Raw genomic sequence first — 14,885 nt, forward strand, 5'->3', positions numbered from 1 at the left:
CCGTCGGCAAGTTCAAGGAGGCGGAAATCTCCGCAAAAGGCTGATGTCAAGACAGCAAGCCAACGAAGCCTTCCAGGCGACGTCTTTTCTCTACGGAAGCAACGCATTATACATCGAAGACCTGTATGCCCGATACGAGGATGATCCGTCCTCCGTTCCGGACGAGTGGCGCTCGTTTTTCGGCGCTTTGCAGGATGATGCGGACGCCGTGCGCAAGGCCGCCAGGGGCGCGTCCTGGAAGAAACCGAACTGGCCCATCCAGGCGAACGGCGAACTGGTGTCCGCGCTCGACGGCGACTGGGGCACGGTCGAAAAACACATCGAGGGCCGGCTGAAGGAAAAGGCCGCCAACGGATCGGCGGCGATCGAGGATGTCGACGTCCTGCAGGCGACGCGCGATTCCGTGCGCGCCATCATGATGATCCGCGCCTATCGCATGCGTGGCCACCTGCACGCCAATCTCGATCCGCTCGGCATCGCCGAGGCCAAGGAAGACTACAACGAATTGTCACCGGAAAACTACGGCTTCACGCCGCAGGATTATGACCGACGCATCTTCCTCGACAATGTGCTGGGCCTGGAATACGCCACCATCAACGAGATGCTGGAGATCCTGAGGCGGACCTACTGCTCGACGATCGGCGTCGAGTTCATGCACATCTCCAATCCGGAAGAGAAGTCCTGGATCCAGCAGCGCATCGAGGGCCCCGACAAGGGCGTCGATTTCACCAAGCGCGGAAAGGTGGCGATCCTGCAGAAACTGGTCGAGGCCGAAGGCTTCGAAAAGTTCATCGACGTGAAGTACAAGGGCACCAAGCGCTTCGGCCTCGATGGCGGCGAATCGCTCATTCCCGCGCTCGAACAGATCATCAAGCGCGGCGGCGGCATGGGCCTGAAGGAAATCGTCCTGGGCATGGCGCATCGCGGCCGTCTCAACGTGCTCAGCCAGGTCATGGGCAAGTCGCACCGGGCGATCTTCAACGAATTCAAGGGCGGTTCCTTCACGCCCGATGACGTCGAAGGCTCCGGCGACGTGAAATACCATCTCGGCGCCTCCTCGGACCGGGAATTCGACGGCAACAAGGTGCACCTGTCGCTGACCGCCAACCCGTCGCACCTCGAAATCGTCAATCCCGTCGTCATGGGCAAGGCGCGCGCCAAGCAGGATCTGCTCGCCGGGTCCCGGCGCGGCGAAGTCGTGCCGCTTTCCGAGCGCGTTCAGGTGCTGCCGCTGCTGCTGCACGGCGACGCCGCCTTCGCCGGTCAGGGCGTGGTCGCCGAGTGCCTCGGCCTGTCGGGCCTGCGCGGCCACCGGGTCGCCGGCACGATCCACGTCATCATCAACAACCAGATCGGTTTCACGACCAATCCACGCTTCTCGCGCTCCTCGCCCTATCCGTCGGATGTGGCGAAGATGATCGAGGCGCCGATCTTCCACGTCAACGGCGACGATCCGGAAGCGGTGACCTATGCGGCGAAGGTCGCGACCGAATTCCGCATGACCTTCCAAAAGCCGGTGGTCATCGACATGTTCTGCTATCGCCGCTTCGGCCACAATGAGGGCGACGAGCCGGCGTTCACCCAGCCGATCATGTACGACCGCATCCGGGCGCATCAGACGACCGTCGAAATCTATTCGAAGAAGCTGATAGCCGAAGGCCTGTTGACCGAGGAAGAGCTAGAGACCATGCGCGCCGACTGGCGCGCCTATCTCGAAGAAGAGTTCGAGGCGGGCCATTCCTACAAGCCCAACAAGGCCGACTGGCTGGACGGCGCCTGGTCGGGCATGCGGGTCGCCGACAACCAGGACGAAAAGCGCCGGGGCAAGACGGCGATCACCGTCAAGCAGCTCAAGGATATCGGCCGCAAGCTGTCCACGGTTCCGGAGGACTTCAACGTCCACCGCACGATCAAGCGGTTCATGGATCATCGCGCGCAGATGATCGAGACCGGCGAGAACATCGACTGGGCGACGGCGGAGGCGCTGGCCTTCGGCTCCCTGGTGCTGGAAGGCCATCCCGTGCGCCTGTCCGGTCAGGACGTGGAGCGCGGCACCTTCTCGCAACGCCATTCGGTGCTTTACGACCAGAAGGACGAGGGCCGCTACATCCCGCTCAACAATTTGAGCTCCGGTCAGGCGCTCTACGAAGTCATCAACTCGATGCTCTCCGAAGAGGCTGTGCTCGGTTTCGAATACGGTTACTCTCTGTCGGAACCGAACGCGCTGACGCTATGGGAAGCCCAGTTCGGCGATTTCGCCAATGGGGCGCAGGTTGTCTTCGACCAGTTCATTTCGTCGGGCGAACGCAAATGGCTGCGCATGTCCGGCCTCGTCTGCCTGCTGCCGCACGGCTATGAAGGCCAGGGTCCGGAGCATTCGTCGGCCCGGCTCGAGCGGTTCCTGCAGCTTTGCGCCGAAGACAACATGCAGGTCGCCTATTGTTCTACGCCGGCTAACTACTATCACGTCCTGCGCAGGCAGATGAAGCGCGACTTCCGCAAGCCGTTGATCCTGATGACGCCGAAATCGCTGCTGCGCCACAAGCGCGCCGTCTCGCAGCTTTCGGAAATGGCCAGCGATACGTCGTTCCACCGCTTGCTGTGGGACGACGCCGAAACACTCAAGGACCAGCCGATCAAGCTGCAGAAGGACAACAAGATCCGGCGCGTCGTCATGTGCAGCGGCAAGGTCTATTACGACCTTTACGAGGAGCGTGAACAGCGCGGCGTCGACGACATCTACCTGCTGCGTCTCGAACAGCTCTATCCTTTCCCGGCCAAGGCGCTGATCAACGAACTCTCACGCTTCCGCCAGGCCGAAATGGTCTGGTGTCAGGAAGAACCCAAGAACATGGGCGCATGGTCCTTCATCGATCCCTATCTGGAATGGGTGCTCGCGCATATCGACGCCAAGTATCAGCGCGTGCGCTATACGGGTCGGCCGGCGGCCGCCTCTCCGGCGACCGGGCTGATGTCGAAGCACAAGGCGCAGCTCGAAGCGTTCCTTGAGGATGCGCTCGGCAACTGACGATCCTCAGCAACGAAACTGACATAACGGAAAAACAACATGGCCACTGAAATCCGCGTTCCCACTCTGGGAGAATCCGTTTCAGAAGCAACGATCGGAACCTGGTACAAGAAGGTCGGCGACGCCGTCGCCGTCGATGAGGCGCTCCTCGAGCTTGAAACAGACAAGGTGACGATCGAGGTTCCGGCGCCGACCGCCGGCACGCTCTCCGAGATCGTCGCCAAGGAAGGCGACACCGTCGAGGTCGACGCCATCCTCGGACAAATCGCCGAAGGCGCGGCGGCCGCCGCCAAGTCCGAACCGGCGAAGGAAAGCAGGGAAGAACCGAAGGCAGAGGCAAAGCCGGCGTCTGAGGAAAAACCGGCCGCATCCGGAAAATCCGACATGCCGCCGTCGCCGTCTGCAGCGCGGATGATGGAAGAAAAGGACGTCGAGCCGGAGCAGGTCGAAGGCACCGGCAAGCGCGGCCAGGTCCTCAAGGGCGACGTCATCGACGCGATCGAAAAGGGTTTCGACCAGTCGCCGCAGCCGGCGCCGGCCGCTGTCGCCCGTCCTGCTTCGTCGTCGGATGACGAGGCGCGCGAGGAACGGGTCAAGATGACCCGCCTGCGCCAGACCATTGCGCGGCGTCTGAAGGACGCTCAGAACACGGCGGCGATGTTGACCACCTATAACGAGGTGGACATGACGGCCGTGATGGACCTGCGCAAGAAGTACAAGGAGCTCTTCGAGAAGAAGCACGGCGTCAAGCTCGGCTTCATGGGCTTCTTCACCAAGGCCGTGTGCCATGCGCTGAAGGAAGTTCCGGCGGTCAACGCCGAGATTGACGGCGCAGAGATCATCTACAAGAATTACTGCCATGTCGGCGTCGCCGTCGGCACCGACAAGGGCCTCGTCGTGCCGGTGGTGCGCGACGCAGACGCCATGTCGATCGCCCAGATCGAAGCGGAAATCGCCCGCCTCGGGATGGCTGCGCGCGACGGCAAGCTCGACATGAAGGACATGCAGGGCGGAACTTTCACCATTTCCAACGGCGGCGTCTACGGTTCGCTGATGTCCTCGCCGATCCTCAATGCGCCGCAATCGGGCATTCTCGGCATGCACAAGATCCAGGAGCGGCCGATGGCGATCGGCGGCCAGGTGGTCATCCGCCCGATGATGTATCTGGCGCTGTCCTATGACCACCGGATTGTCGACGGCAAGGAAGCCGTGACCTTCCTCGTGCGGGTCAAGGAAAGCCTTGAAGATCCGGAACGTCTCGTCCTCGACCTCTGATCCGGCCGCGGACCGGAAAACGGAAACGGAACTGTGATGAAACCGCTTGCCGCCATAGCGCCGGTCGCCATTCTCTGTTTCGGAGTGGGAGAAACCGGAGCGGCGTCATCCGACGGCGGCAAGACCGGGCGAAACTGTCCGCTTGCGCTCGCCGCCTACCAGGCGGCGGACCAGGCGATCCTGCTGGAGTTTAGAGGCGACGAAACAAGAAGCTTCCGCGTCGTCGTCGATGGTCTCGACCCCATGCTTGACGGCTATGTCTTTCCGGACGAAGCCGGCGAAGGCGAACTCGGCGTCGTTCTCGACGATTGTCCGGAAGGCGACGTGACGGGGAACGATCTGTCGCAGTGCCGAATCTGGCAGGGACCAATGCTTGCCTCCGGCGCCGACGGCGGGACGGCGCCGCTGCCCGGACATCACCAGCCAGCAAGCCCCTATGTCGTCATGCAGGGGCTCGACCAGGCGCTGACGCAATCGGCGCTCTTCGTCGAGGCGGGCCTGCCTGCAATCGAATTTGAATATCTGTCACTCTATGCCTGTCAGGAATAGCTGAGCGAAAGGATTGGCCACAATGGCTTATGACGTCATCGTAATCGGAGCCGGACCCGGCGGTTATGTGTGCGCGATCAAGGCGGCGCAACTCGGTCTGAAGACGGCGCTCGTCGAAAAACGCGACACGCTCGGCGGCACCTGCGTGAATGTCGGCTGCATTCCCTCCAAGGCGCTGCTCCATGCGTCCGAGATTTATGCGGACGCCGGCCACAGCTACGAGGCTCTCGGCGTCGGCGTTGGCGACCTCACGCTCGATCTCGGCAAGATGATGGGTCACAAGACCACGACCGTGAAATCCAATACCGACGGCCTTAATTTTCTGATGAAGAAGAACAAGATCGACGTTCACCGCGGCGCCGGAAAGATCGTCGGCGCCGGCAAGGTGTCCGTCACCGACGCAGAGGGCAATGTCAGCGAACTGGAAACGAAGAACATCGTGATCGCCACGGGCTCGGACGTCGCCGGCATTCCCGGCCTCGACGTCAAGATCGACGAGACGGTCGTTGTGTCCTCGACCGGCGCTCTGGCGCTTGAAAAAGTGCCGGCGAAGATGATCGTCGTCGGCGGCGGGGTCATCGGGCTGGAGCTCGGTTCCGTGTGGTCGCGGCTGGGCGCCGAAGTCACCGTCGTCGAGTTCCTCGACAAGATCCTCGGTCCGATGGACGGGGAGGTGTCCAAACAGTGTCAAAGACTGCTTGCCAAGCAGGGCCTGAAGTTCCAGCTGGGCGCCAAGGTCACGGCCGTTGAAAAGGCCGGCGACGGCGCAAGGGTCACGTTCGAGCCGGTCAAGGGCGGCGACGCCGTGACGCTCGAAGCCGATGTGGTGCTGATTTCGACTGGACGCAAACCCTATGCGGACGGTCTCGGTCTCGACGAAGCCGGCATTGAAACCGACAAGGTTGGCCGGGTCGAAATCGACGACCACTATCGCACCAATGTTTCCGGCGTCTACGCGATCGGCGATGTGGTCGCCGGGCCGATGCTTGCCCACAAGGCGGAGGACGAGGGCGTCGCAGTCGCAGAAATCATCGCCGGCAAGGCGGGACACGTGAATTACGATGTCATTCCGGGCGTCGTCTACACCCAGCCGGAAGTCGCTTCCGTCGGCAAGACCGAAGAAGAACTGAAGGCGGCCGGCGTGGACTACAAGGTCGGAAAGTTCCCGTTCTCGGCGAATGGCCGGGCGCGCGCCATGCTGCAGCAGGACGGATTCGCCAAGGTGCTGACAGACAAGAGGACCGACAGGATCCTCGGCGTTCACATTCTCGGCTTCGGGGCCGGCGAGATGATCCATGAGGCCTGTGTGGCGATGGAGTTCGGCGGCAGCGCCGAGGATCTCGCCCGCACCTGTCACGCCCATCCGACGATGTCGGAATCCGTCAAGGAGGCGGCGCTCGGCGCCTGGGACAAGACGATCCACATGTGATCGGCGGTCGGGCGGTTATCCCGGTCAGTCCACGGCCGTCAGCTTGTAGCCGTCCTTGCGCAACAATTCGACAAGCCCGTCATCGCCCGGCAGGTGAAGGGCGCCGACGGCGAGAAATGCGTTGCCTTCGTCGATAATGGCGCCCGCGCGTTCGACCATGGTGCGGTTGCGCTTGTTGATCAGCTCATCCTCGAAAATCGCGGTCTCGGCGTCTCCGTCCGGAAAGCCATAGATTTTCGACATTTCGGCGAGCATGGGCATGATCGCCGCTATCCGGTGTTCCAGATAAAGCGCGGTCATGGTTTCGTGGAGGTCCTCCATGCGATCGTCCAGGGCAGCGGTGGCGATCAGCATGTCGACCTGCGAGTCCAGCGGCGCTGCGTTGATCGCCCTGAACTGTTCCTCGATGGCTTCAAGCCCCAGCAGTTTCTTGCCGCTGTCGGCGGCGTCTCCGGCGAGTTTTATGTCCAGCAGTGTGGCGCCGGCCTGCATGTGTTTCGCATCGCAGTCGCGCGTGGAAAGCATGCTCATCACCAGCCAGGGCCGCATCTTGGAAACCGAAATATAGGGCACGCCCTTTCGGCGCAGGGCGGCCTTGAGCACGGCCGTTTCCTCCTCGTCGAGGATGTCGCCCAGGGTCTGGCCTTCGGGAAGCGCGGAAAATTCGGGATTGCCGAACAGGACGCCGGCCAGTTTCTCCGGATTGTCGCCGATTTCCTTGACTTCGACGGCGATGACGTCCGCCTGTTCGAACGCCTCTCGCGCCGCCGGCGTCATCGCCGTGATGCGCGGATCGGCGACATGCATGGTTCCAAAGAGCCATGACGGTGCGACGCCGTCTTTTTCGATGCGCCAGAGCAATCCGTTGCCGTTGACGGTTTCGGCTTCCGCTGCTTCGATCGCCGCAATCGCTTCGGGGTGATCGGTTTCAAGCAATGGCATCAGGTTTTCGCCCCCGCAGACAATTTCTTGCCCCCGCGCGGTTTCGACAGCGACCGTAAGGATTGCAATAAAGAAGACAAGAAACGCCAGATGCGCCGCCGAAAGGGTTCTGAGGAGCATCCGCAGGCGCGGCTCTGCTTCGTATTGGCCTGATAGCGTTTTCATGAAAGGCTCCTGCGCAATGGATAGGTCGGGCGATCTGATTGCATGGTCGGCAATGGCTGCGACCGAACCTTTATGGCCAATCGCATGATGTTCTTAAAAGATCGTGTCACGCGCGCGGATGCGCCTTCTTGTAGGCGTCGAGCAGGCGGGCCGTATCGACGCCCGTATAGATCTGCGTCGTCGACAGGCTCGCATGCCCCAGCAATTCCTGGATCGAGCGCAGATCGCCGCCGCCGGCGAGAAGATGGGTCGCGAAGGAATGGCGCAGCGCATGCGGGGTGGCGCTGTCCGGCAGGCCGAGGGCGCTGCGCATGCGGCGCATTTCCTTCTGGATGATGGCGGGTTGCAGCGCGCCGCCGCGTACGCCGCGAAACAGCGGCGCGTCAAGCTCCAGCGTCCAGGGGCAGAGCCTGCGATAATCTGCGACGGCCTCCCGCGCGACCTCCAGAAGCGGGACAATCCGGGTTTTGCCGCCTTTGCCGGTCACGGTCAGCGATGTCCGGTCCGCGGTCAGGTCAAACGGCGTCAGCGCAAGCGCTTCGGATATGCGCAGGCCGCAGCCATAGAGCAGCGTCATTACGGCCGCGTTGCGCGCCGCGACCCAGGGTTCTTCGGCAAGCTGGCTGTCGAATTCGGTCAATGCGAGCGCCTGTGTGTCCGTCATCGGTCGCGGGAGGGATTTGGGCTGGCGCGGCGCGCGCATCGCGTTGACGCCGGCGGCGTTGACCAGCCCCTGTTTCTGCAAAAAGCGCAGAAAAGACCGGATTGCCGCAAGCCCGCGCGCAACGGTGCGGTTTCCCGCGCCGTCGCCGCGCCGCGCGGCAAGAAAGGCGCGAATATCGGCGGGTCTGAGTTCCGACAGGTCGGCAAGGTTGGGCGCGCCGCCCAGGTGACCGGTCAGGAAGGCGAAGAACTGGCGCAGATCGCGCTCATAGGCCTCCAGCGTGTTGCCGGCCAGTCTGCGCTCGCAAGACAGGTGCTCGAGCCAGGCCTGCGCCTGCGTCAGCAGATCTGGCCTTGCATGTATCAAAAATTCATCTCGTTTCATGGGCGCCGGAATTCAATTTGAAAAAGGAATCATCTACGCTTCGTGAAGTAGGTGATTCGGCTGGCGGCCCGAATCTGAAGTTCCTGCAGCAGACTGTTGAAATGATGGATGGAACTTCGATTCTACTACACTAGCCAAGCCCGATTCATGGCATTATATGATATCCGGCCCCTCGCAAGACTCTATTGTCCGGTCGAGGGGTTAGATTTAAGTTAATGCGTAAATGACTGTGTAACATCAGTATATCCGGTTGTAAGGGGAGGCGAACGCGCGTGTCATTATGAGTACACATTCGGCTGTAATAGACTCATAGCGCACTAGCGGGGAACCATCATGTCACAGAAGCGGTTTCAACTGACGGGCCTCGATTCTCTGGCAGACCGGATCGCCCTTTATTCCTACGGGCAGCCGGGCCATATCGTCGACCAACTGATCGCCGAGCGCGGCGAGAAGATCGTCAATAACCCGTTCTGGCCGGTTCTGCGGCCGATGCTCTACATGATCCTGCATTATCGCCAGGCGATCGAGTTCGCAGACTCCATCGCCAATCTTCCCGGTTACGATGCGATGCAGTTCGCCAGCGACATGCTCAATCTCGAGATCAAGGTTGAGAATGGCGAGCGGATTCCCGAAAAGGGCGGATTTGTTCTCGTCAGCAATCACCCGACCGGCATCGCCGACGGCGTCGCGGTGTTCGACCTTCTGAAAGAACGCCGTCCCGATATGATGATCTACGCGAATCGCGACGCGCTACGCGTCAATCCGCGTTACGTGGAAATCATCATCCCGGTCGAGTGGCGCGACGAACTCAAGAGCAAGCTGAAGGCGCGCGAAACGCTCCGCCTGACCAATCATGCAGTCAAGGAAGGCAAGGCCACCGTTCTGTTCCCGTCGGGCCGCATCGCCTACTGGGAGAACGGCAAGCTCAACGAGCGCCCATGGAAACCGTCCGCCGTCGGCCTTGCGCGTAAATACAACATGCCGATCCTTCCGGTTCATATGTCGGCCCGCAATTCCGGCCTGTTCTACTGGCTGTCGCGCTGGTCGACGGAACTGCGCGACATGACCGTGTTCCACGAAGTGCTCAACAAGAAGAGCAAGACGTTCAATTTCAAGATCGGTCACCTCATACAGCCCGAGGAGCTCGACGGCGATCCGGCGGAAGTCACCAAGGCGCTGGAACGTCATTGCGTACACGGTCTGCCCGAAGATGCGGACCGTCGATTCAAACTCGAATCCTGACGGACATCCACGATTTCCATGTATCTGAGATCGATGCGCGCCGAACATTATCGGTCGTTGCGCGCGATCCGCATGGATCTCGGACCGGTCAACCTGTTTGTCGGAGCGAACGGCGCCGGCAAGTCCAATCTTTATCGCGCCCTGCAACTGATCAAGGCCGCGGCAGACGGACAGCTCGCACACGAGATCGCCGCAGAGGGCGGCATCTATTCGGCCTACTGGAGCGGCGACACGCCGAAGCACAAGAAGGCGCGGATCAGGCTTTCGGCCGAAATCGTCGATGAGGAACGCGGCGTTGTCTACATCTACGAGGTCGAATGCGGTTTTCGTCCTACCGAGGCTGCGGCGGGCTTCACCCACGAGGCGCAGGTCAAGGCAGAGCAACTGAGCATCGACACGGGGCGCCGGCCGCATGTGATGATGCGCCGCGAGGGCGCCCACATCTCGGCGCGCAATGCGGACGGCCGCATGGAAGACTATCCGGACGCCCCGCTGGTCTCGGAAACGGCGCTGTTCCTGCTCGGCGACGCCGGCCACTACCCGGAAATCAGCACGCTGCGTCACATGCTCGGACAGTGGCGCTTCTATCACGGCTTCAGGACCGACGCCGGGTCGCCGCTTCGCCAGCCATGCCGGCCGGTGACCGCGCCGATGCTTGACGAGGGCGGCGCCAATCTCGCAGCTGTGTTCGCAACGCTCGCCCACACAAGACAGGACACGATCGATCTCGACCGCGCCGTCTACGACGCGTTCGGCGGCGCGGCCCTGTCCATGCCCGAACCGGACGAGACGGCGGAGTTCGGACTTGTCGTTCCGGATTTCCCGCACAGGATCTTCCAGCCGCGTGAGCTGTCGGACGGCCAGATCCGTTTTCTTGCGCTGGCGGCGGCGCTGCTGTCCTACCGGCGACCCAGATTCATCGCGCTGAACGAACCGGAGGCGAGCCTTCATCCCGACATGCTGCCGGCGCTCGCCGCCATGATCGGGCGCGCCTCGGCAGACAGCCAGATCTGGGTGGTGACCCATTCGACCGTTCTCGCCGAGGCCATCACCGAGCGCTGCGGCGCGCGTGCGCGAACCGTCGTCCGCCGTGACGGCGCCACGGAAATCGAAGGCCTGTCGATTACCGGCGAAATGCGCGCCGAGGAAGATTAGGCGACGGGTCTTCGCGGTTCATCGCCGCGCACAGAACATAAAGTAAACATTCTTGCTGCGTTTCACGGCGTTTTATGCTACCATGCACGGCGCAGGCGATCGCGTGAAAAGGCGGCGGGACTTTCGGATCTGGAGCAAAAAACGGGATTCCCGAAACAAAGCCAGATGACCTGAAGAACGGGAAAGTCCAAATTCCCGAAACAAAGCCAGTTTGCATAAAGAGCCGAAAACCGGATTCCCGAAACGAAGCCAGATCGCTTGAAAAGGCGAAAAAGGCGAATTCCCGAAACAAAGCCAGATTTGGCGCTATTCTGAAGGACAAAATTTCTGTAAGAAATAACGCAATAAAAACAATAATTTAATGGTTTCTGCCGCGAAAGCGCCTCGATGAGAGGTCGGGATTCGCGAATGTCTGCGTCGCGAATCCCTGTTCCAATGGGGTCAGATCAGCCGATGTTCTGGCCGGTCTTGGCCCAGTCCGCCAGAAATGCGTCGAGGCCCTTGTCGGTGAGCGGATGCTTGACCAGCGCCTTCAGGATCGCCGGCGGCACGGTCGCGACGTCGGAGCCGATCAGCGCGGCGTCTTTCACGTGATTGACGGTGCGGATCGAGGCGGCGAGGATTTCCGTGTCGAAGTCGTAATTGTCGTAGATCGTGCGGATCTCCGAAATCAGCTCCATGCCGTCGATGCCCATGTCGTCGAGCCGTCCGAGGAAAGGCGAGATGAAGGTCGCGCCGGCCTTGGCGGCGAGTAGCGCCTGGTTGGCGGAAAAGCACAGCGTGACGTTGGTCTTGTGACCGTCCGAGGTCAGCGCCTTGCAGGCCTTCAGCCCGTCCATGGTCAGCGGCAGCTTGATGCAGATATTGTCGGCGATCTTGGCGAGAAACGCCGCCTGGGTCAGCATTTCCTTGTATTCCGTCGCCGTGACTTCCGCCGAGACCGGTCCGTCCACGATATCGCAGATTTCCTTGGTCACCTCGACGATGTCTCGGCCCGATTTCATGATCAGCGACGGATTGGTGGTCACGCCGTCCAGGAGCCCGGTGTCGTTCAGTTCGCGGATCTCGCTGACATCGGCTGTATCGACAAAAAATTTCATGTTTTCCTCGCCTGACAAAGCGGTTTGGTTTTTTTGATGGCTTCCCTTTAACGCAATCGCGGGGCAAGGTCACCAGCACAATGAAAGATTCGCGGCAATTGCAGATCGGCCTGCCGGCAACCGAAACCGTGCCGGTCATGGTGCCGGTTCCGACCCCTCGTCCCTACAGCTACGCCGTGCCGGAAGGCATGCAGGCGCGGCCGGGCGACGTGGTGCAGGTGCCGCTCGGGCCGCGCCAGGTCGCCGGCGTTGTATGGCATGGCGAGACGGACGGCGTGGCCTCCGCGAAGCTGAGGCCGATCACCCACGTGTTCGACTGTCCGGCGATATCAGAAGAGATGCGCCGCTTCATCGACTGGGTCGCCGCCTACACGCTGTCACCGCCGGGTCTGGTCGCGCGCATGGCGCTGCGGGCGCCGGCGGCCCTCGAGCCGGAGCTGCCGGAAAAGGGGCTGCGTTTGACTGAGAGCCGACCGGAGCGAATGACGGCGGCGCGCGAACGGGTGATCGAAATGGCTGGCGACGGTTTTTCCTGGACCAAATCCGGGCTCGCCCACGCCGCCGGCGTCAGCGCCAGCGTCGTCGAGGGCCTTGTGAAGCAGGACGTGCTGGAAACCGTTCTCATTCCGCCCCGGCCGGCCGTCGCCGAGCCGGATGTCGGTTACGCCGAGCCGGAACTCAGCCCCGCGCAGCGTTCCGCCGTCGAGGAGCTTGTCGAATTCGCCGCAGCAAGTCAGCCGAAACCCACCCTCATCGACGGCGTCACCGGCTCCGGCAAGACGGAGGTCTATTTCGAGGCGGTGGCCGATCGCCTCGCGGCCGGCCGTCAGGTCCTCATCCTCCTGCCGGAAATCGCCCTGACCGCCACTTTCCTCGAACGTTTCGAGTCGCGATTCGGCAGTCGCCCGGCCGAGTGGCATTCCGACGTGACCCCCCGCATGCGTGAAAAGGTCTGGAGACAGGTCGCAAGCGGCGAGATCCGGGCGGTGGCCGGCGCTCGTTCCGCGCTGTTTCTGCCCTTCCGCGAACTCGGACTGATCGTCGTCGACGAGGAGCACGACACCGCCTACAAGCAGGAGGACCGCGTTCACTACAATGCGCGCGACATGGCGGTGGTGCGCGGGCATCTCGGCCGCTTTCCCGTGGTGCTCGCCTCGGCGACCCCGTCGATCGAGAGCCGGGTCAATGCGGATACGGGCAAATATCATCACATCCGCCTGCCGGAACGCTTCGGCGGCGCGGCCCTGCCGGATATCGATTGCATCGACATGCGTCGCCACCCGCCGGACCGCGGCGGTTTCCTCTCGCCCGTGCTCATCGGTGAAATCCGGCAGACGCTCGAACGGGAAGAACAGTCGCTGCTCTTTCTCAATCGCCGCGGCTACGCGCCGCTGACGCTTTGCCGGGTTTGCGGTCATCGTTTCGAATGCCCAAACTGCTCGGCCTGGCTCGTCGAGCACCGGTTTCGCGGTCAGCTGCAATGTCATCATTGCGGCCATCACGAACCGGCGCCCGAGGCCTGTCCGGAATGCGGCGCGCTCGACCATCTGGTGGCTTGCGGTCCCGGCGTCGAGCGGATTGCGGAAGAAGTCGACCGGCATTTTCCGGACGCCCGCACCATCGTGCTGTCCTCCGACATGCTGGGCGGCGTCAAGCGGCTGCGCCTTGAACTTGAGGCGATCGCCAATGGCGAGGCGGATATCGTCATCGGCACCCAACTCGTCGCCAAGGGTCACAACTTTCCGCTCATGACGCTGGTCGGGATCGTCGACGCGGATCTGGGTCTCGGCAACGGAGACCCGCGCGCCGCCGAGCGGACCTTCCAGCTTCTTTCGCAGGTCACGGGGCGCGCCGGCCGCAGCGGACGCGCGAGCCGCGCCTTCCTGCAGACCTATCAGCCGCAGCACCCCGTGATCGCCGCCATCATTTCCGGTGATCCCGAAACCTTCTACGAGCGCGAGATCGCCGAGCGCGAGAGAGCGGGCCTGCCGCCATTCGGCCGGCTTGCCGCGCTCATCGTCTCGGCCGCGCATCGAAGCGAGGCGGAAAACCATGCGCGGGACCTGCGCCGCGCCGCGCCCGGCCTCGCCGACATTCGCGTGCTCGGTCCGGCCGAAGCGCCGCTTGCGCTGGTGCGCGGGCGGTACCGCTACCGGCTGCTTGTCCACGGGCGCAAGCAATCGGATATTCAATCCTATGTCGCCCGGATGATCGAAACCGGACCAAAGCCGCGCGGCTCGGTCCGGGTGCAGATCGATATCGATCCACAGAGTTTTCTATAGAGCGCAACGCGATTCCCGCAAATGGAAGGTCACCATGTTTGAATTTCCCTATCCGACATCGTCAGGCGAGTGGCTGGCTTTCGCAAGCGCTGCGGCGACGGCGCTGTTGGGGCTTATGCTGTTCGTTCTGCCGCGGCTGACCCTGCGCGCCATGGGGATCGGAACCGTCGCCGGCCGGGACGACGCGGTCGCCGAGATCCGGTCTGTCATGGCCGGTTTTCTGTTCGCCGCCGGTCTGGGCTCGATCATGTTCGCGCAGCCCTTCGTCTATCTGGTGCTCGGCGCGTGCTGGGCGGTCACGGTGCTCGGACGCGTCGTCACGGCTGTCGTCGACAGGGCCATGTCGCGGATCCAGGTGTTGCAGACTGTGATCGAGGCGCTACTGGCGGCAGGGCCGCTGGCCTATGTATTCTAGCTCGTTTGAGCCTGTGCGATTCTGCATGGCTGCCGTGCCGAATACGGAGCGAAGGCCTGTTGAATTTCCGATTTCCGATCAGCATATCAATGAGGTATTCAGACAGCCACTGCCAAGCCTGTCGACCTGACACGACTGCCTGATGAACTCGAACAAGAGGAATTCAGTCATGAGAAACTCAATCATTCTTTCAGCAATCGCCGGCTGCACATTGATCGCAGCTACCGTAGTTCCACTGGCAAGCGCCGATGCCGC

General features: G+C 62.1%; 11 protein-coding genes. 8 read left to right on the top strand and 3 right to left on the bottom strand.

The window, feature by feature from the left end; genetic code table 11:
- Positions 1-43: 43 nt before the first annotated feature.
- Genes K1W69_RS15455 through lpdA form a run of 4 tightly spaced genes read left to right on the top strand, consistent with a single transcriptional unit; the run spans position 44 to position 6,281 of the window.
- A complete protein-coding gene (locus tag K1W69_RS15455; protein ID WP_220229200.1) occupies positions 44-3,028 on the top strand; it encodes a 2-oxoglutarate dehydrogenase E1 component in 2,985 nt (994 codons plus the stop codon).
- 39 nt (positions 3,029-3,067) lie between these two features.
- Positions 3,068-4,303 (top strand): 2-oxoglutarate dehydrogenase complex dihydrolipoyllysine-residue succinyltransferase, encoded by a 1,236-nt coding sequence (odhB, locus tag K1W69_RS15460; RefSeq protein WP_220229201.1) that lies wholly within the window; start codon positions 3,068-3,070, stop codon positions 4,301-4,303.
- A gap of 36 nt (positions 4,304-4,339) precedes the next feature.
- Complete coding sequence (locus K1W69_RS15465) at positions 4,340-4,852, top strand: hypothetical protein (protein WP_220229202.1); 513 nt, start codon at positions 4,340-4,342, stop codon at positions 4,850-4,852.
- Positions 4,853-4,874: 22 nt separating this feature from the next.
- On the top strand, positions 4,875-6,281 hold the full coding sequence (gene lpdA, locus K1W69_RS15470; RefSeq protein ID WP_220229203.1) for a dihydrolipoyl dehydrogenase: 1,407 nt from the start codon (positions 4,875-4,877) through the stop codon (positions 6,279-6,281).
- Positions 6,282-6,305: 24 nt separating this feature from the next.
- Here the strand turns inward: lpdA and K1W69_RS15475 are convergent, their stop codons facing one another.
- A complete protein-coding gene (locus K1W69_RS15475) occupies positions 6,306-7,388 on the bottom strand; it encodes a TraB/GumN family protein (protein WP_220229204.1) in 1,083 nt (360 codons plus the stop codon).
- A gap of 106 nt (positions 7,389-7,494) precedes the next feature.
- Positions 7,495-8,436 carry a tyrosine recombinase XerC gene (locus tag K1W69_RS15480; RefSeq protein ID WP_220229205.1) on the bottom strand — a complete coding sequence of 314 codons (942 nt, stop codon included), beginning with the start codon at positions 8,434-8,436 and terminating at the stop codon, positions 7,495-7,497.
- Positions 8,437-8,769: 333 nt separating this feature from the next.
- Between K1W69_RS15480 and K1W69_RS15485 the strand changes: the two genes are divergently transcribed.
- Both K1W69_RS15485 and K1W69_RS15490 read left to right on the top strand, forming a co-directional pair.
- Complete coding sequence (locus K1W69_RS15485) at positions 8,770-9,678, top strand: GNAT family N-acetyltransferase (protein ID WP_220229206.1); 909 nt, start codon at positions 8,770-8,772, stop codon at positions 9,676-9,678.
- 18 nt (positions 9,679-9,696) lie between these two features.
- Positions 9,697-10,833: an AAA family ATPase gene (locus K1W69_RS15490; RefSeq protein ID WP_220229207.1), complete on the top strand. Its 1,137-nt coding sequence runs from the start codon at positions 9,697-9,699 to the stop codon at positions 10,831-10,833.
- A 446-nt stretch (positions 10,834-11,279) separates the two neighbouring features.
- Here the strand turns inward: K1W69_RS15490 and fsa are convergent, their stop codons facing one another.
- Complete coding sequence (gene fsa, locus K1W69_RS15495) at positions 11,280-11,933, bottom strand: fructose-6-phosphate aldolase (protein ID WP_220229208.1); 654 nt, start codon at positions 11,931-11,933, stop codon at positions 11,280-11,282.
- A gap of 80 nt (positions 11,934-12,013) precedes the next feature.
- Between fsa and K1W69_RS15500 the strand changes: the two genes are divergently transcribed.
- Both K1W69_RS15500 and K1W69_RS15505 read left to right on the top strand, forming a co-directional pair.
- Complete coding sequence (locus K1W69_RS15500; protein WP_220229209.1) at positions 12,014-14,215, top strand: primosomal protein N'; 2,202 nt, start codon at positions 12,014-12,016, stop codon at positions 14,213-14,215.
- 34 nt (positions 14,216-14,249) lie between these two features.
- On the top strand, positions 14,250-14,630 hold the full coding sequence (locus K1W69_RS15505; RefSeq protein WP_220229210.1) for an AGROH133_08824 family phage infection protein: 381 nt from the start codon (positions 14,250-14,252) through the stop codon (positions 14,628-14,630).
- The last annotated feature ends 255 nt before the right edge of the window (positions 14,631-14,885 follow it).

Origin of the sequence: Flavimaribacter sediminis, from assembly GCF_019492055.1 — a bacterium.
Taxonomy (GTDB): domain Bacteria; phylum Pseudomonadota; class Alphaproteobacteria; order Rhizobiales; family Rhizobiaceae; genus Flavimaribacter; species Flavimaribacter sediminis.

Excerpts from the sequence above, each read along its gene's own strand:
- K1W69_RS15455 (WP_220229200.1), top strand. The coding sequence starts at position 44 with ATGTCAAGACAGCAAGCCAACGAAGCCTTCCAGGCGACGTCTTTTCTC.
- odhB (WP_220229201.1), top strand. The coding sequence starts at position 3,068 with ATGGCCACTGAAATCCGCGTTCCCACTCTGGGAGAATCCGTTTCAGAA.
- K1W69_RS15465 (WP_220229202.1), top strand. The coding sequence starts at position 4,340 with ATGAAACCGCTTGCCGCCATAGCGCCGGTCGCCATTCTCTGTTTCGGA.
- lpdA (WP_220229203.1), top strand. The coding sequence starts at position 4,875 with ATGGCTTATGACGTCATCGTAATCGGAGCCGGACCCGGCGGTTATGTG.
- K1W69_RS15475 (WP_220229204.1), bottom strand. The coding sequence starts at position 7,388 with ATGAAAACGCTATCAGGCCAATACGAAGCAGAGCCGCGCCTGCGGATG.
- K1W69_RS15480 (WP_220229205.1), bottom strand. The coding sequence starts at position 8,436 with ATGAAACGAGATGAATTTTTGATACATGCAAGGCCAGATCTGCTGACG.
- K1W69_RS15485 (WP_220229206.1), top strand. The coding sequence starts at position 8,770 with ATGTCACAGAAGCGGTTTCAACTGACGGGCCTCGATTCTCTGGCAGAC.
- K1W69_RS15490 (WP_220229207.1), top strand. The coding sequence starts at position 9,697 with ATGTATCTGAGATCGATGCGCGCCGAACATTATCGGTCGTTGCGCGCG.
- fsa (WP_220229208.1), bottom strand. The coding sequence starts at position 11,933 with ATGAAATTTTTTGTCGATACAGCCGATGTCAGCGAGATCCGCGAACTG.
- K1W69_RS15500 (WP_220229209.1), top strand. The coding sequence starts at position 12,014 with ATGAAAGATTCGCGGCAATTGCAGATCGGCCTGCCGGCAACCGAAACC.
- K1W69_RS15505 (WP_220229210.1), top strand. The coding sequence starts at position 14,250 with ATGTTTGAATTTCCCTATCCGACATCGTCAGGCGAGTGGCTGGCTTTC.